Consider the following 17,686-nt stretch of genomic DNA (forward strand, 5'->3'; position numbering starts at 1 on the left):
GTTTATACCGAAGGATGAAATCATTACCCGCGGTGAATTTGCCGCAATTTTAGTACGGGACATTCCGCTGGATACGGCGGATGCAAAAAAGGATACAGCCAGCTTCCCGGATACCCGCGGTCACTGGTCGGAGAAGTATACTGAGGCACTCATCAATGCGGGGATCATTGATCCTGCTGATTATCCAGATGGCTTTAAACCAGATGAACCCATTACCCGTGCAGAGATTATCAAGATGCTGGTGCGTATCAGCGGAAGGGATGAGGAAGCCAAGAATACCAAAGGCCACAGTGGATATGACGATGACAAGGATATCAAAAATAGTGACAAGGGCTACGTCATCATCGGCAGGGAGGATGACATTATTGGAGATGAGGATGGCGGCAAATTGAAGCCGAATAAACCAATTACCAAGGGCGAAGCAGAGAAAATGATTGATAAGACAAAGCCGCTGCCTATTCCAACCTCTGAAATGCCCAAACCGACCCCAGAGCCCACTACGCCTGTTCCGGTGGAGCCAACGCCAATGCCGGTGGAGCCTACGCCTACCCCAGAGAAGCCTACACCTATACCAAAACCCGGACGGGATTCGGATGACCACGGTGATTCCAGCGGTGGCTCCTATTCCTATCCAGATACGCAGGTGCGCTTTGAGTTTCCCGTCACCGCTCATACCGATACTGAAATTAAAATCATGCCGGTATGGAAATACATGGAGAGCTTTTCCTGGTCATTGACGAAAACTGCTGCGGATGGCTCCGAACAGCCAATGGAGCTTGCAGGTATCGGCACTCTCGGTATGGAGGGAGGAACGCTCCAGTTTAGGGAGCCAGGGAAATACACCCTGACCGCAGCTGCAAAAAATGTCAGAGGAAAAGAAACTCTGCTCGCTAAAACAGTAACCATTTATCCGACGATTGACCTGACTTTTGCCCTCCCTGAAACGACTCATACAGACAAATCTGTTACGCTGGATTATTCTTTGGAAGCCCTCTATGGATATGACATTGTATGGACGGCAGAAAAGGACGGAGAAGCGGTTCAGCCAGCCGATATTCTGGACGGTACTCTCTCTAATGAGGGAGGAAGCTTTGTCTTTAAAAGCAAGGGCACATACACCCTTACTGCCACGATCATGGATAAAACCGGGCGCATCTTTATCCATACGGAAAGAACAAGAGTCTATCCCGTCGCGGAGATTGCATTCACGATTCCAGAAGCGTCTCACACCGATACCGCCTTGGAAGTTACTGCAGCACGAACGAATGCAGATGGATTACCTATGGTCTGGAGCTTAATGAAAAACGGTGAATCGGCTGAAATAAAAGATGAGCTGGAAGGTTCCCTGACCAATGCGGGTGGAAAGATTCGATTTAAGGACAAGGGCGTGTATCGGATTACCGGAACGCTAACGGATGAAACCGGCAGAGTCTTTGATGCTACGAAAACTATTATTATTTACCCGGTAGGCTCTGTAGGTTTTTACCTTCCAGAAATTACGCACACGGACAAGAGTGTTCAGGTAGAAGCCACATTTCAGAATCTTGGGACTTCTGAAATCCAGTGGTCACTGACCCGAAACGGTGAAGACATCACTCTTTCTGATTATATTGAAGGAACGCTGACCGATAAAAACAGTACCGTCCGCTTTAAGAAAAAGGGAGATTATGTTCTAAAAGCCGCCTTTACAGACCCTGCCGGACGCAGCTACAGCTATACCTCACCCATTAAGGTTTATCCGGTTCCAGGTATTACCTACCAGCTGCCAGAAACAGCCCATACGGATACCCCCGTTTCTGTGATTCCCCAAACCATGGATTTGGATGGCTTAACTGTGGAATGGCTGTTAGAGAATAGCTTTGGATTCCAGAATCTTGCGACTTATCTTGATGGTACGCTGACAAATAGCGGCGGCACCATCCGCTTTAAGCACGCCGGAGTTTATGAGCTCATTGCAAGAATCACCGATGAAACCGGGCGTGTATTCCTGTATGAAACTGGAGGAAAAATTGAAGTACTTCCGGTACTGTCTCTTTCTTTCGAACTTCCGGAAGCGACTCACACCGACCGAACGATTGACCTGCGCACCCGCGGTAACAATAGCACACTGCCGATAGAATGGACGATCACAAAGGATAGAAATCCTGCGGAACTTACCAATGCGCTGGAGGGCAGCCTGAATGCCTATGGCGGGAAAATCCGTTTTAAAGAAGTGGGAACTTATACCCTGACAGCTTCTATGACGGACGCATTGGGACGGATATTTTCCTACAGTACCAGTACTACAGTCTATCCAGTTCCTACGATTACACTAAATGTACCTCTCATTTGGTATGCAGGTGAAGCCGGAACAATCACCGTTAGCGGTACGGACCTGGAGAACCTCACTGCCAGCTGGAAGATTGTTCAGGACGAAGGAGGCTTGGAGCCTTATGGAGTCTACGCTTCCGGAACCCTTACCAAAATGGGCGGTATAATTACATTCCCTGCAAAGGGTAAGTATCGGCTGATTTTGACAATGACAGACCCTGCCACCCGTAGCTACGAAAGAACCCAAAACTTTACTGTATACCCAATCCCTGATATGAACATAAGTATTCCAGCATTGACCTACAGCGGAGATTCTATAGCGGTCGATGCCACAGGTTCCGAGCTGGATAATATGAGTATAGCATGGCTCCTTTCAGTGGATGGCGGGGCAGCAAATCCCTATACCCAGCATGCTGATGGATCTTTTTCTGCGGATGGCGGAAATCTGCGTATCTCTACAGACAAAACAATAGCTGTAAAGCTGGTGGCAGAGGTAACTGATTCCAACAGTCGGAAATTCACTTTTACTTCCAATACCGGAACCATCAAGCCCATTGCCAGTTTCCCGTTTACGGTTCCATCTAACGTTCACATTGGTTCCGGTTTTCAAGTATCCCTGCCGTCAGCTACCGGACTGGACGGTAGAATCCTTTCGTGGTCATTAACAAAAGGAGGCGGTACCGCCAGCTATACCGGAAACCTATCTAACAGCGGCGGTAATATTTCTATCAATGCCACAGGAAGCTATGCCCTGACAGCCAGCACTACTGATAGCATGGGCCGAACCTTCAGCTATTCCCAGAGCTTTGCGGTTACTAATAATGCGCCGAATAAACCAGTCGGATATGCCTCGGTCTATAGAACTGCTCGGAACGGTAAGCTGTTGGTAAACATTACTGCATCAGCAACAGACCCGGATGGCGATGCAGTAACGCTGGAATACTCAGGTAACACTGCTGATAGCTACTATGCTGTGGGTACCCACACCGTTAGGGTTCGTGCCAAAGATGCATGGGGGCTATATTCCGACTGGACGAATATTACCTTTACTGTGACCAATTCTGCACCCAGCACTCCAGTCATTACCCGTACACCAAACGGAAATAGTATAGCCCCTGGTGTTCCTGTCACCATTACTGCTTACAGCACAGATCCGGATGGAGATGCCATTACTTACATTTGGGAGGGACGTCCTGCTGAGACCAGCACAGCGTATCCGCTTGGCAAAAATGTGGTGCGGGTAAAAGCAGTAGATTCCACCGGAGCCGAATCCTCCTGGGCAGCCATTGTATTCTTTGTAGCTGACCCAAACCGCGGTGGCGGTATGACCCTGACCGGTCCGGAGTCAGTGATTTTAGAGCAGGGTATTTCCGGCGCAACCATCACCAACTATACCTTTACGGTGCCGCCAGTATCCGGGCATTCCGGCAATGACTATGGATGTGTCCGAGGCTACAACATCCTCACCGGACAGTGGGACCAGTTGGATTACGGAACAACCACCAACGGCATTACCTTCAGCCGTTCACTTTCACCCGGCATCTACAGTCAGTTGGAATTTTACTACTACACAAATCACGATTGTATGTATAACAAGAGTAATATTACATATAGCGTAGAGTTTTACTTCCAGTAAGGGTGAATGCATCTGAAGGGAGGAATTTTCATGAGCAACATTCAAATTAGAAGCAACCGTATTCTCTATTACGGCAACATAGCTGGCTACCTCTCAGGGGAAAAAGCTGTTATAGATCCCATGTTTCAGACCGATGAGCTGGAGTCCTATCTCGCAGAAAAGAACGGACTGGAGGTGGACTGGAAGCCCGGTACCTTTGAGAGACTGGTGGCAGGAACCATTGATCCGGAGGGCAACAAAGCATTGCTCAAACGCTGCCGCGTGTGGCAGCTTGCACCCGAAGTAGATATTATGATGAAATTCATTAGCTATAATACGCTCACAAGCCGCTTCGGGGAGCCGGACTCTGCCAGCTATCAGGTAGTGTATGACGGCGAGGTGGAGACTAATGATTTGGAAGCACTCTATACGAAATTTAATATCGACCACCCACCCGGCTACCAGGGACATAGCCTTTCTATGTCCGATGTGCTGGAGTTGTACGATGAAAATGCCTGTGCATTTTACTACTGTGATACCTGTGGTTTCAAAGAAATTTCTTTTCAGGAGCCGCAACAGGAGCAAGGTCAGGAACCACAAATGAATTTATAATTACAAGCATTGCAGTTGAAAGGCTGCATTTTTATTCTAGAACTAGGAGGAACTCAAATGGATTCACAGACAACACCTATGAAAATAGACGTGAAGATCGGCACTATTCACCCGGACGGTAATGTTCGCGCCTATGCATCTGTTAATCTGAATGACTGTTTTGCCATTCGCAATATAAAAATTGTTGACAGTACTAAGGGGCTGTTCATTGCAATGCCAAGTTATAAGGCAGGGAGCGGCGAATACAAGGATATCTGCTTTCCGGTTACGAAAGAATTTCGGGAACAACTAAATCAGGCAGTTTTCCAGGCTTATGATCTTGTTCTAACACAAAATCATGAACAAAACCAGCGGATAGCCGAGATGCCTACTTCGGATCAAATGCCAGAGCAGAATACTGGCATACAAATGGCAGGGCTTTGAGGTTCAACATTTTATCATCTGTTATTAAATAATTATTTTGGAGGGAAATTGTCATGAGAAATCTATTAAATAAGGTAAGATACAAAATGTCAGGTATTTCTGAAACTATTGAAAGTAAGCTGGTATCCCTATTTGATAAATCAAAAAATACTCTGACTGTTTCAAACGCATGGAAGCTTCTTAGCTCCCAGCGTGGGGAAGGTTTTGTGGATACTGCTATTAAGATTCTAATTTCTGTAGTCATTGGTGCGTTGGTGTTGTCGGGACTCTATGCCCTATTTGGAGAAACGGTACTCCCGACTTTGAAAGAGCGCATTGTAGATATGTTCAACTATGGTAAGTGATTGGCCGCGTCTGCTGCAGGGCGGCTTTTTTGTTGCGCTGCTGGTTGCAGCTGCCATATGGGATGCCAAAAGACAGATCATTCCAGACATGATCTGTCTTGGAATTGCTCTGATCGGGCTTTTGGACTTTACACCGGAAAAATTGTTTGGATTGTTAACCGCTGCAGTGTTTCTGTTTCTCGCGCTTTTCCTGGGTGGTCTATCTGGGGGCGATATCAAATTTTCAGCTGCAGTGGGTCTGGTATTGGGTTTTCAAAAGAGTATGACCGGTATGATTTTAGGACTGATTCTGATGCTGACATTCCATATGATCCATACTCTGATTTTAAAACGGCACAGGAAGGATATAAAAAAATCATATCCTCTTGCCCCTTTTCTTTCAATTGGCTGCCTTGCAGCTTATTTTTTATGTTAGGAGGAACATTCATGCGTTTTTTAAAGAACCGCACAGTACTTGGTGTTATTTGTATTATGCTGGCCTTACTTATCTGTTTTGGAATCACCCCTCTCTATAACCAGAGTATATCGCAAAAAACAACCATTGTCCGGGTGGTAAAAGAGATTGGAAGCGGAGAGGAGATTACTAAAAATATGGTTCAGTCGGTAGAAGTAGGTAGCTATAACCTACCGGAGCAGGTAGTTCGGCAAATGGATTCTGCCATTGGTAAGTACGCAGTAACGGCTTTGTCACCCGGTGATTATATTCTCACTTCAAAACTGGCGGCTGCTCCGGCAGAGGAAAATAATTACTTATATGACCTCGATGGAGATAAACAGGCTATATCAGTCAGTATCAAAAACTTTGCACAAGGGCTATCCGGCAAACTGGCATCCGGTGATATTGTCAGTGTCATAGCATCAGATTATAAAAAACAGGGGGCAACTGTGATTCCACCAGAACTGACTTATATCAAGGTCATTGGGGTAACTGCAAGCTCCGGTTATGATCTAAATCAGAATAACATCGAATCCAATCAATCGGCAGAAAAAGAAAAGAAGTTACCTGCTTCTGTGACCCTGCTGGCTTCGCCGGATCAGGCGAAAATCCTGGCAGAGTTGGAATCGGAGGGAAATATCCATCTTTCTCTTGTCTATCGGGGCAGCAAAGAAAACACAGATAAGTTTTTAGATATTCAAAGTAAACTATTGGAGGCTTTGTATCCTTCCCTAAGCCAGAATAGTACCTCTCAGGCAGACAGTACAGTGCCAGAAGATGGTTCTTCTGATGATACATCATCAAATGACAGCTCTGAAACGGACACATATGCCAATTCTGCTGTAGAACCGGAAAGTGGGGGGAATAAATGATTAATTTTATGAAAGGAAGTCTTTTTTTCAGGAATCAGCTGAAGCCATCTAAGGAGGACTTAAATCCAGATGTTCAGGTGTTAGCGGTGTGGGGAAGCCCTGGCAGTGGAAAGACCACAGTCAGTGTACGACTTGCCAAATATCTGGCTGCTCATAAACGCAATGCGTTGTTGCTTTTATGTGACATGACGGCACCGATGCTGCCATGCATATGTCCGCAGACAGATCTGGAATGTGAACGTTCCCTCGGAAGTATTTTGGCAGCAACTCATATTACAGATGAGCTTATCCGTCAAAATTGTATTACCCTCAAAAAGTTGGAGTATTTGACCATCATAGGAATGAAGAAGGGGGAAAATATGTATACTTACCCACCCTATACCACGGAGTTGGCAACAGAATTAATTGAACATCTGCGGGCGATTGCCCCTTATATTATTATCGATTGCAGCAGTTACATTGCCTATGATGTTCTTTCCGCTGTATCTCTTCTGAAGGCTGATTCGGTTCTTCGGCTGGTAAATTGCGATTTGAAATCCATCAGTTATCTGTCCAGCCAGCTCCCGCTCCTAAAGGATCAGAAATGGGACGCGGATAAACAGTATAAGGTTGCATCTGATATAAAACCAAATCAGGCAAGCGAGCATATTGAGCAGGTGCTTGGCAATGTAACCTTTAAACTTCCACATTCTGATGAACTTGAGAAGCTGGGATTAGATGGGAACCTCCTTGGAGATCTTTCGCTTAAGGACAGCCGGGGCTTTCGGAAGGAGATAGCAGAAATCGCAAAGGAGGTGTTCGGCGTATGAGAAAAGAACCCATACAAACGGATATCCTATTGAATCAAAGCACAGACGGTAATCAGGAACTGTTTTTTTCTGCGGAAGGGTCGATCAGAGAGTTCCGGCAGGTACTCAAAGAGGTACAATCCTATATTTCCAGCAAGTATGCAACGTTAATCACCGACGGAGATAGCGAAGAAGTCAAGTCCCAGGTAAAGCGCTATATCAGCAAATATGTTCAGGATTACCGTCTGGCAGTTGCCGAAATGTCACAATTCCAGCTGGTTGATGCCCTTTACACTGAGATGGCAGAGTTTTCTTTCCTGACTAAATACGTTTTTGGTGCAGGAATTGAGGAAATCGATGTTAATGCATGGAATGATATCGAGGTGCAGTACAGCAGCGGAATAACCAAAAAACTAGATGAACAGTTTGAAAGTCCGGCACACGCGGTCAATGTGGTACGACGCATGCTTCATGTTTCTGGTATGGTTTTAGATAATGCAAGCCCTGCAATCTTGGGACATTTAAGTAAAAACATTCGAATTGCGGCTTTAAAATCCCCAGTGGTAGATGAGGATGTAGGCGTAGCCGCTTCCATTCGTATCGTAAATCCTCAAAGTATGCAAAAAGCTGATTTTATCAGGGGTGGCACAGCCACGGAACCTATGCTGGATTTTCTTACGGAATGTCTGCGGTATGGTATTTCCGTATGCGTTGCTGGTGCTACCAGTTCCGGTAAAACTACACTGGCTGGTTGGCTACTTACCACAATCCCAGACAATAAACGTATTTTTACCATTGAAAACGGTTCCCGTGAACTAGCACTGATCCGTAAAAAGGACGGCAAAGTTACAAACAGTGTAATCCATACCCTGACCCGGTTCAGTGAAAATGAAAAACAGAACATTGATCAGGATATTCTTCTGGATATGGCTCTGCGCTTTAATCCTGAAATTATCTGTGTGGGCGAGATGCGTGGACCTGAAGCATATGCCGCACAGGAGTCTGCCAGGACCGGGCATACGGTGCTGACCACCATTCATTCTAATTCCTGTGAAGCTACCTGGCGCCGTATGGTTACCCTTTGCAAGCGGAAATACGATATGGCGGATAACACCCTCATGGATCTGGTTACAGAAGCCTTTCCTATCGTGGTATTTGCAAAACAGCTTGAAAATAAAAAACGGCGTATGATGGAAATCATGGAGTGTGAAATCCTACCGGATGGCACGAGAAACTATCGGAGTCTGTTTCAGTTTCAAATTACGGAAAACCGTGTAGAGGATGGAAACTTTATTATAAGTGGAAGCCATCAGGCAATACAAGGTATCTCTCAAAGTCTGCAGAAACGCTTTCTTGAAAATGGGATGCCGCAGGATACCTTAAAACAGATTTTTGGGCTGGGAGGTGACATAGCATGACCACAATTCTTTTAGCCTCCTGCATCGGGTTAATAGCCGGCTTTTTCTTTTTATTAGGCTTAACTCCCATGGAATTTACAGATAGCCTGTTTGGATTTCTGACAAGAAAGAATAAGAGCATTCGTTCCGAAATCAACGAGGCAGCCAAGCGGAAAAAGATGGCTATTTTCCGGCGGGAGATTACAGAGATACAGGAAATTCTAAAGATTACAGAACGGAGCGGATGGTTTTCTCTTGTCTGTGCCGCCTCACTGTTAGGCTTCGCCACCGGTGTCAGCCTTGCTATACTTATGAATAATGTATTTCTTGTTCCGGTTCTGGCTGTCGGTATGATGTTTCTGCCATTCTGGTATATAAGGCTGACCGCCAGCCATTACAAAAAAAACATCGCGGATGAGTTAGAAACTGCCTTATCTATTATTACCTCAGCATACCTTCGGAATGAAGATATTGTTACTGCGGTAGAGGAAAGCGTCTCTTACTTAAATCCTCCTGTAAAAAGCGTGTTCGCCGGATTTTTGACTAAGGTAAAACTGGTTAATCCGGATATTGTAGAGGCACTTCATGGCATGAACTCACAAATTGAAAATGAAGTATTCCATGAGTGGTGTGATGCTATCGCAGCGTGTCAGTATGACCGGAGCTTAAAAACGACTCTGACTCCTATCGTAAGCAAGCTATCCGATATGCGAATCGTTAACGCGGAGCTGGAGTATATGGTGTTCGAACCAAGAAAAGAATTTATAATGATGGCACTCCTTGTAGTCGGTAATATTCCCATTATGTACCTGCTAAACAGAGACTGGTACTATACTTTGATGCATACGGCAGTTGGACAGATTGTTTTGTCGGTATGTGCAGCAGCAATCTTTATTTCAACAGCCTTTGTGATTAAGCTTACAAAGCCCGTAGAGTACAGGAGGTGATGAGATGATGGGACAACTATTTTTTGTTGGATTTTTACTTGCGGCAGGACTATTCTTTCTTTTGGCAGATGTTTTTAAGATCCCCACTTTGAGTACGTCAAAAGCTATGCGGGGAGCAGGAAGCAGCAGTAAAAGAGCTTCTGGAACCGTGGAAGCCTGGTTGATGTCCGGTGCAGTAAAGGTGTCAAAATACATTCGATTGGACAAATATAAGCACAGTCGTATGAGCAATGTTTTAAAAGCGGCAGGTTATTCTGTGACCCCGGAAGTATATGAGGCATATGCCATCACAAAGGCCGGAGCTATTCTGTCAGGAATTATTCCATGTCTGATCCTGATTCCGTTACTTATTCCTATTGTGGTGTTCCTTGCGGTACTGTCATATTTCAAAGAGATCCGAAAGGCGGACGAACAGCTGAAGGTAAAAAGGGATCAGATTGAAGGGGAACTGCCGCGGTTCGTGGCAACCATAGAGCAGACCTTAAAAGCCAGTCGTGATGTACTGGCGATGTTGGAAACATACAAGAAGAACGCCAGCTCTGCTTTTGCTCAGGAGCTGGATATATTGACGGCCGATATGCGTTCCTCCAGCTATGAGGCAGCACTGACTCGATTTGAGGCAAGATTTAATTCACCCATGTTATCCGATGTAGTCAGAGGACTCATTGGCGTCCTAAGAGGAGACGATAGTGCTGTATATTTTCAAATGCTGGCTCATGACTTCAAGGCGCTGGAACTTCAGCGTTTAAAAGGCCAGGCACAGAAAGTCCCTCCGAAGATCCGTGTGTATTCCTTTGTGATGCTGATGTGCTTTCTGCTAACCTATCTGGTCATCATTGCGGTACAGATTATGGATTCTTTAGGCAGCATGTTTTAGGAGGGATTTATGGTTAAAGATGAAAAGAGACAGAAAGAGGATAGTGGGAGCATGTGCTATGGCGTATCACGTTCAGAGCGTGGGAGAGATGGAGGACGCTATGTTTTAAAACTTAGACGAGGTGGTACATCTATACTAAAACTCCTGCGTTCTCAGTGTGGGGAGGGATATGTGGATGTGGCAGTACTGGTTCTGTGTGCTATGCTGGTGATTGCAGTCGGGGTCAGTGTTCTGCCGGTATTTATCTCCAAAAATAAGCTGGACATCTATGCAAGTGAGCTTTGCCGTGAAGCAGAAGTAGCAGGAGGTGTTGGGACGGAAACCACCCGTAGATCACAGATATTAACGGAACAGACAGGTCTTAAACCGGATATCTCATGGTCCCAGACTGGAAAAATTCAGCTGAATGAAGAGTTTACGGTAACTTTAACCCTGCAGACAGATATCGGGATTTTCGGAGGTTTCGGTAGTTTTCCTATTACTCTGGCAGCTAAGTCATCTGGTAAAAGTGAGGTGTATTGGAAGTGACAACTGTTAAAGTCGGTGATATACTAAAAAGTAAGAAAGGTTCGTCTTTTCCTCTTACCGTTGCAACAGCACTTGTCCTTTTACTACTTCTGTGTGTTATTTCGGAGGGCCTCCGATTAATGATTGTTGCACAAGGTGTTCGTGATGCAGTACAATCCGCTGTGATTTCGACTGTAAATGACAGCTATGATGACGTATATCACGGTGTGAGGGAAGGTTACTCGGGAGCATATCAGCCGTTTGCGGGTGATTTTGAGGAAAGTTTGGATTATGGTGATATTTACAGTCGTTTGGATCAAGTGCTTGGATTAAGACAGGAAAAAGGATATCATGTGAAATATGCCGGGAGCACAGCCGAGTTCCGATTGTCAGCTCTATCTGTCAGTTTAGATAACATGTCGTTTGCTCCTGCAATTCCTGACAATTCCAATGGTCTTTTGGTTGATACGACAATCCGGTTGGAAGTTCCGGTATCTTTTGGAGGAAACTTCTTTCCTCCTATGACAATAAATCTGAAGGTTATGGCTAAATATATGCCTTTATTTTAAGTTCTCACATATGTACCATAGACTTGCGAAAGTATCTGTGGTAATGTGTGTTACTGAATAAAGGAGAAACTTATACTGAAAGAGGGGGAGATTTGAATGAAACTATCTGACAGGAAAAAGAAATGGGGTATTGTCACAGGAATCGGTTTTATGTGTATCATCCTGGTAATTGCTATTGTTTCCAGATTTAAGACGGAGACACTTGTTGAAGCAGAGGCAACTACCGCTGCGTTGATAACAACTACAGATTCTCCGACCATTTCAACACTGAGTGTCACGGGAGAGGAAACGACAACTCCGATTACTTCCACAGAAGCGGAGAAACAGAATATGGATACCGGAGATTCAAGCAGTACCGAGCAGAGTATTCAGCCAGAGGTAACAAAACCCGCTGAACCTTTAGAAGAAGCAAAAAAAGATCCGACTAAAACACCAAGCGGAGAAAAAGTAACTACCGCGGTACAGGCGGAAGAGAATAAGGTTCAATCAACGACTGCACCTACGCAATCATCATCAGAATCAGAAAACAATCATGAAGGGGAAATTTATGTTCCAGGTTTTGGCTGGGTAGAAGACAATGGCGGAGGCGTATCTCAAGAGACTATTGAGGATATGTACGAAAATGGAAATAAAATTGGTTCAATGGATTAAAAGTAACAATTATCAGAAAATGCATCGCCTCAGATTTAGGGGTGGTGCTTTTTTTGTGGAAGGGAGCTGTATGAGAGGTATTTTTCATCTGCTTTTTATAGTTCTTATGGTGACCTTATCTCCAGTAACAGCCTATGCAATCGGCGATGGAAACATTGACAATGGTGGGGGAAGTATGGGACAGGGTACTTCACAAAACAGTTGGACTCCTGGAATGGAAGGGGTTCGGGTAACTGTGGTGGAAGATGAGAGTCGAAAACCGGTCACGACACCCATTGATCTTACAAATAAGAGATTAAGCAATATTTCTTATTCGTTTGGAAAGGTTTGTAAGCTTTCTTATTCGGGTGGATCGGTGCTTAGTTTGAATACAGGAGTATATGTGTGTAAGAAACCGGATCAGTCACTTCCGAAGATTATCAGTTCCCAAAGTCTTGGAGCAGCCAGCATTGAGGCGATAAAAAGTTATTTCACAGATGAGCAGGTCATACGAAGCATCGCAAATCAGACAGGAATGGATTTTGAAGTATTGATTGGTGGAAGGTATAAGCTGTTGCTGGAACCAATTATATATGTTAAATTTCAGGGATTATATATGGCGATGACGGCAACAGAAGCAGCCATGTATGATGAATTAACAAGCGGAGCGGTACGTGCTGTGCTTCCAACGTCTGCTTTTCAAAACTTACCTCTTTCCATGTTTTTGGAGGCGGAAGATTTGGGGTATCCAGCATGGAGTGGACCCAAAACAGGTATTCGAACTAATCAGGAAATAAAAACAGCCTTGGGTTTTGGGATTGTTCGATTTAAAGAGACAGATATACCGCCAGAAGCTGCGGACTATGATTACGAATATAGAATCAACACAGAGGTCATTACCTCAGTATCTGTTAGTGGTGGGCAGGCTGATCCGGATAATCCTGTAAAAGTTAAATTTACCATTGGGAGTCAGACTTATACAGTAAGTGGCGTGTATTATCCGGAGGGGGATAGTCAGTTGGTTTGGGTAAGGTGGACAACACCTTCTACTACGCAGCCCATGATTATACGTGTATCTGCGACAGGAGGAGGTGTGGTAAATAAGGGGACAATTACCGCAAATATTGTAGACCTGTTAGGAAATGACCCTCCTAATCCACTGGCGGATGATCGTAACGACTCATACACCGCCTCATCTATACCAAATAATACCCAGAAGACCTCGGCGTCATGGGGAATCTGGCACCCATGGTGGCAGGAGAATTGGGTGTGGCATGACGGAGATGACGATGATGATGGGTATTGGGAAGATGAGGGATGGTGGGAATTTGACTGGAATTCATATAGTGCAAGTCTTTCGGCCTCTATGAGTATCACTCCGGATGAAAAAGACCCAACTGCTTCAGACAATGATTTGAAAAGTGGATACGGAATCAATCAAGCTACAACTGCTCATGTTAGTACCAATCAATCATCAGCTGTGACGAATGCACAGACGGCCTTGACTTATTTACCAGAATTTAATTACCAGAACTATTGGAGGCTGCTTGATCAGACTCAGTCTGGATATAATGCAAAATTTGAATTTCCGAAAAATAAATTTTCAACTTATAAACGGCGGACGCATTTCACTCCCATATGGATGCCAGACGGCAGATATACCCCGTATACATGGCTTTTTGACTGCTGGACCCCTGATGGTATGCTATCCATGAATCTAACTGACTCGGTGTATATTCATGGAAGTCTTTGGGACGATTGGCATATCGCTCCTGTAATGCCCTGATCGGCAAAAGGAAAAAGAGTGCACTGTTAACTTGGTGATCTATTTTAAAATTAATGAAAGAGGTGCAATTTCAATGAAGCTAAAACGTATCCTTGTAATCCTTAATATAGTATTCTTGTTGATTTTTCTGTTTGGAATGACTGCACTCGCTGCTGGAAGCGGTGATGTTGCTGGAGCCGTTGAGAGCACATGGAATGATGCGTCCAGCCAAATAAAGACTGTTGTTAACAAGGTTGTATTTCCGGCTATTGACTTAATTTTGGCAGTCTGTTTTTTTGTTAAACTTGGGACTGCATATTTTGATTATCGTAAGCATGGTCAGTTTGAATTTGCTGCTCCTGCTATTCTTTTTGCTTGCCTTGTTTTTACTTTAACTTGTCCTTTATATATCTGGGGCATTTTAGGCATATAGGCAAAGCAGGAGCCGTTGCATCTTTGGTTTGATGCAACGGCTCAACTTCGTGATAAGTAAGATTTATTTGGTTGGACTATTTTCAAAATCCCGTGCAATACTCATTTTATTCGCCCAATGATTTTCTCAAATCTATAACATAAGTTTCTTGTTGCTTTCTAAGATATGACTTTACAAATAAATTCATAATGGGATTTGTGACTTCAACTTCTTCTGTGAATTCAATCTTAGTGCCAGATCCGTCTTTTGAAAAAAGCCCAATCCAATGCCCGTTCATATTTTTGTTTTTCATATCAAATTCATAGCGTTCATATGGATTTTTAATCGTAATAGTAAACTGAGTTTCAAATCCATCTTTCGTAAATTCAGTAAAGCTATTGCCATCATCAGACACTTCAATTCTTACTACATTACTACGCCAAGTATACGCTGTATTGTCAGTAACAATGTTCCAAACGGTTTCGATTGGACTACAAAAATTTGCTATAATAGTTGATTCTTTTATCTTTTCCACCTTCTTGTTACATAAATTCGCTTCTTATGCGTAAACTTCGATTACTACCTTATCAAAAATATTTTACTGAGTAGAAAATCTAAGAAGAGTTTACCATAGAGACGAAATGGATACAAGCAACTCATTATGAATTAGCAGAAAAGCACAGAGAGTCAATTTTCCCTGTGCGTCTCCTTCTCAATTTGCTTGTCACCTTTACAAAACATCAATCATAAGCTGAAATATTAGTCTGCTGGTTTCCGGATCACGGCACATAAGTCTGTCAAGCAATTCATCGGTAAAGCCTTGTGCAAACACAACTGCAATCGGTGTAAGCAGAAACCGCTTTTTAAGTCGTATGTTAAGTTCTTCCATAAATGGCTCACCTACAATCTGAGAAATTTGGTTATATAACTCCTTCAGTCTGAAGAAATCAATCGCATCCTCTATAATTTCTACTTGCTCTTTTACAAAGCATTCAGTTGCATAAGCTTGCAGCTCATCTTCAAGAAAGACCAGAAGCATATATAATTGCGTGTTATTTTCCTGAAAGGATAATCTTTTTCTCTGCGCTTCATAAGTTTCCAATATCCGATGGTAAAGAGGGTGTGGCCTATCTGGCTCAGTGCCGTCCAGTACATGAAGGCATAGGCTCTGGAATTCACCGCACCCCATAAAGCCATCACTAGCGGCCTCATAAGTAAGTACTGTGTTGACGCCCTCGAAAAAGAGAGAGAGGTAGCAGTCCAGCAAATAGCCTTGTGTTCCAAGTCTCTGCCGGATCTGCTTGGCAAGCCTTAGCAGTGACAAGAGGGAGTCTCCAGAGTAATCAACCTCCTGCCTTCCCAGAAAACTGGATTTGTGTTCAAAAATATTCATAGTATCCCGACCTTTCATAAAGTGGTCGGGAATTTCCCGTATTATAAAAGCGCATGCAAAGGTGGGGGTAAGTACACCCCATTTCCCATGCACACGCTTGTTTTTTCATCTTGTGCCGCACCGACAGATGAAGTATAATAATCTTGTCGTGGTGCCGCTTTGCGGTTGTGCTGGGTGGTCGAATCACCTTAGCGCAGGGGTGGTGTGTTGCGAGCACATCAGCCTGCCATGACGTTTTTTATTGTCGAGGAAACCCCGCCAATACCATGTAAGCTCAGAAAAGATAAAATGTCAAGTAATGCTTTCCGAATCTCTTGGAGGGCTTTTTTTAATTTAATGAAATGGAAGTTAATTAGATGTAAACTGACTTAATTTGTATTGATAGGAGCCTGAAAGGGCTCTTTTTTTGGAGGTGATGCCATGTTCATATGGGACTTTGTAGCCGATACGGTGCTGGGTCAGATTCTTGATTGGATTTATAGTCAGATTATAGGATTTCTCGGAAATTTCTTTTCTGCCATGGGGGGTATGGGTGCGGATCTGTTTGAGATGAGCTGGGTTAAGTCAATTGTGCTGTTCTTTGTTTACCTGTCTTGGTCGCTCTATGGTACCGGGCTGGTAGTGTCCATGTTTGAATGTGCGATTGAATATCAGTCCGGAAGAGGAAGTATCCGAGATACTGCTCTTAATGCTATTAAGGGCTTTATGGCGGTAGGACTGTTTTCTACAGTTCCGGTAGAACTTTACAAGCTGTCTATTTCTCTGCAGAGCAGCCTGGCAACTGGCATAACCGGCTCTGGAAGCGGGTTAAACACTCTTGCAGGCAACATTATAAGCGAGCTTTCCGCAGCAGGCAGCCTTGAAAGTGCAGGCAGCCTTGGTGTTTTCGGTGGGCTGGGCATAATCACCAGCCCCATCATGATGCTATTTATCCTGATTATGATGGGCTATGCCGTAATCAAGGTGTTTTTTGCAAATCTAAAGCGCGGAGGAATCCTGATCATTCAGATTGCAGTGGGAAGTCTATATATGTTTTCTGTTCCCCGTGGATACATTGACGGTTTTACTGGCTGGTGTAAGCAGATTGTAGGTCTGTGCCTGACTGCTTTTCTACAGGCAACCATTCTCATTGCTGGTCTGATGGTGATTAAGGATAATGCTCTGCTGGGGTTAGGTCTGATGCTGGCAGCAGGAGAAATTCCCCGGATCGCCGGAGCTTTCGGGCTGGATACCAGTACGAAAGCCAACTTTATGGGTGCTGTCTATGCAGGGCAGACAGCCATGAATATTACAAAGACCATTGTAAAGGCGGTGGCGAAATGAAGCTGGTATATATCTGTCCCCCCTATGCAGGTGAGGTTGAACGAAATATAAGGTTTGCACAGGAAGCCTGCCACTATGCCATCTCCCAGAACTGTGCCCCGGTGGCGGTGCATCTGATTTATCCTCAGCTGCTGGATGATATGGTTCCTAAAGAACGGAAAATTGGAATTCAAATGGGACTTCGGATACTCATTACATGTGAGGAATTATGGCTGTGCGGTTCCCACATCATCACCGGAATGCTTTACGAGCTTAAAGAGGCCGAACGGCTGGGTATACCAGTTAGGAGAGTATCAGAAGAGGAAATTATGGAGCATAGCAAAATAAGAAAGGATTTATGCCAGAGGAAGGGCCATCCACCGGAATACGATATTGATAAAGCCGTTAACTCTCGGCAGCCTATATGATGGACTGTAGCGATTTCCTGTGTGGAGCATGTGCTCCGGGGAATCGCCTATTTACTAGA

19 protein-coding genes are annotated in these 17,686 nt (G+C 44.4%); 17 read left to right on the plus strand and 2 right to left on the minus strand.

Annotated features, from left to right (window positions below; translation table 11 throughout):
- From RT269_RS10885 to RT269_RS10955, 15 genes are all read left to right on the plus strand, one after another.
- On the plus strand, window positions 1-3,946 hold a 3,946-nt coding region (locus RT269_RS10885; protein ID WP_313182556.1), incomplete at its 5' end, for an S-layer homology domain-containing protein.
- Between the two features lie 30 nt (window positions 3,947-3,976).
- The gene (locus RT269_RS10890) at window positions 3,977-4,537 is read left to right on the plus strand and encodes a YodL domain-containing protein (RefSeq protein ID WP_313182558.1); all 561 of its coding nucleotides are present in this window, start codon (window positions 3,977-3,979) and stop codon (window positions 4,535-4,537) included.
- A 57-nt stretch (window positions 4,538-4,594) separates the two neighbouring features.
- Window positions 4,595-4,960, plus strand: coding sequence for a SpoVG family protein (locus tag RT269_RS10895; protein ID WP_313182559.1), 366 nt, complete (start codon window positions 4,595-4,597; stop codon window positions 4,958-4,960).
- A gap of 53 nt (window positions 4,961-5,013) precedes the next feature.
- Window positions 5,014-5,304, plus strand: coding sequence for a DUF6133 family protein (locus RT269_RS10900; protein WP_313182561.1), 291 nt, complete (start codon window positions 5,014-5,016; stop codon window positions 5,302-5,304).
- Window positions 5,294-5,719 carry an A24 family peptidase gene (locus tag RT269_RS10905; protein WP_313182563.1) on the plus strand — a complete coding sequence of 142 codons (426 nt, stop codon included), beginning with the start codon at window positions 5,294-5,296 and terminating at the stop codon, window positions 5,717-5,719. Before RT269_RS10900 ends, RT269_RS10905 begins: the two co-directional genes overlap by 11 nt.
- Before the next feature lie 11 nt (window positions 5,720-5,730).
- Window positions 5,731-6,612: a Flp pilus assembly protein CpaB gene (gene cpaB / locus RT269_RS10910; protein ID WP_313182564.1), complete on the plus strand. Its 882-nt coding sequence runs from the start codon at window positions 5,731-5,733 to the stop codon at window positions 6,610-6,612.
- Entirely contained in the window at window positions 6,609-7,421 is an 813-nt protein-coding gene (locus RT269_RS10915) for an AAA family ATPase (protein WP_313182566.1), read from the plus strand. Before cpaB ends, RT269_RS10915 begins: the two co-directional genes overlap by 4 nt.
- The gene (locus RT269_RS10920) at window positions 7,418-8,818 is read left to right on the plus strand and encodes a type II/IV secretion system ATPase subunit (RefSeq protein ID WP_313182567.1); all 1,401 of its coding nucleotides are present in this window, start codon (window positions 7,418-7,420) and stop codon (window positions 8,816-8,818) included. The genes RT269_RS10915 and RT269_RS10920 overlap by 4 nt, the downstream gene beginning before the upstream one ends.
- Complete coding sequence (locus tag RT269_RS10925; RefSeq protein WP_313182568.1) at window positions 8,815-9,744, plus strand: type II secretion system F family protein; 930 nt, start codon at window positions 8,815-8,817, stop codon at window positions 9,742-9,744. Before RT269_RS10920 ends, RT269_RS10925 begins: the two co-directional genes overlap by 4 nt.
- A 4-nt stretch (window positions 9,745-9,748) precedes the next feature.
- Window positions 9,749-10,621: a secretion protein F gene (locus RT269_RS10930; RefSeq protein WP_331664137.1), complete on the plus strand. Its 873-nt coding sequence runs from the start codon at window positions 9,749-9,751 to the stop codon at window positions 10,619-10,621.
- Between the two features lie 132 nt (window positions 10,622-10,753).
- The gene (locus RT269_RS10935; protein ID WP_313182651.1) at window positions 10,754-11,149 is read left to right on the plus strand and encodes a DUF4320 family protein; all 396 of its coding nucleotides are present in this window, start codon (window positions 10,754-10,756) and stop codon (window positions 11,147-11,149) included.
- Between the two features lie 119 nt (window positions 11,150-11,268).
- On the plus strand, window positions 11,269-11,697 hold the full coding sequence (locus tag RT269_RS10940) for a hypothetical protein (RefSeq protein WP_331664139.1): 429 nt from the start codon (window positions 11,269-11,271) through the stop codon (window positions 11,695-11,697).
- Between the two features lie 96 nt (window positions 11,698-11,793).
- Window positions 11,794-12,348 (plus strand): DUF6550 family protein, encoded by a 555-nt coding sequence (locus RT269_RS10945; protein WP_313182571.1) that lies wholly within the window; start codon window positions 11,794-11,796, stop codon window positions 12,346-12,348.
- A 70-nt stretch (window positions 12,349-12,418) separates the two neighbouring features.
- Entirely contained in the window at window positions 12,419-14,113 is a 1,695-nt protein-coding gene (locus RT269_RS10950; protein ID WP_313182653.1) for a hypothetical protein, read from the plus strand.
- Window positions 14,114-14,186: 73 nt separating this feature from the next.
- Window positions 14,187-14,525 (plus strand): DUF3852 domain-containing protein, encoded by a 339-nt coding sequence (locus tag RT269_RS10955; protein WP_313182573.1) that lies wholly within the window; start codon window positions 14,187-14,189, stop codon window positions 14,523-14,525.
- A gap of 106 nt (window positions 14,526-14,631) precedes the next feature.
- Here RT269_RS10955 and RT269_RS10960 read toward each other — a convergent pair whose 3' ends face one another.
- The gene (locus RT269_RS10960; protein ID WP_331664141.1) at window positions 14,632-15,039 is read right to left on the minus strand and encodes an SRPBCC family protein; all 408 of its coding nucleotides are present in this window, start codon (window positions 15,037-15,039) and stop codon (window positions 14,632-14,634) included.
- Between the two features lie 195 nt (window positions 15,040-15,234).
- Window positions 15,235-15,897: a hypothetical protein gene (locus RT269_RS10965; RefSeq protein ID WP_313182574.1), complete on the minus strand. Its 663-nt coding sequence runs from the start codon at window positions 15,895-15,897 to the stop codon at window positions 15,235-15,237.
- A 420-nt stretch (window positions 15,898-16,317) separates the two neighbouring features.
- Between RT269_RS10965 and RT269_RS10970 the strand changes: the two genes are divergently transcribed.
- Both RT269_RS10970 and RT269_RS10975 read left to right on the plus strand, forming a co-directional pair.
- Entirely contained in the window at window positions 16,318-17,220 is a 903-nt protein-coding gene (locus RT269_RS10970; protein WP_313182576.1) for a conjugal transfer protein TrbL family protein, read from the plus strand.
- Window positions 17,217-17,627: a DUF7768 domain-containing protein gene (locus RT269_RS10975; protein ID WP_313182577.1), complete on the plus strand. Its 411-nt coding sequence runs from the start codon at window positions 17,217-17,219 to the stop codon at window positions 17,625-17,627. Before RT269_RS10970 ends, RT269_RS10975 begins: the two co-directional genes overlap by 4 nt.
- Window positions 17,628-17,686: the final 59 nt, after the last annotated feature.

The organism is Lacrimispora sp. (assembly GCF_032078915.1).
Classification (GTDB): Bacteria; Bacillota; Clostridia; order Lachnospirales; family Lachnospiraceae; genus Lacrimispora.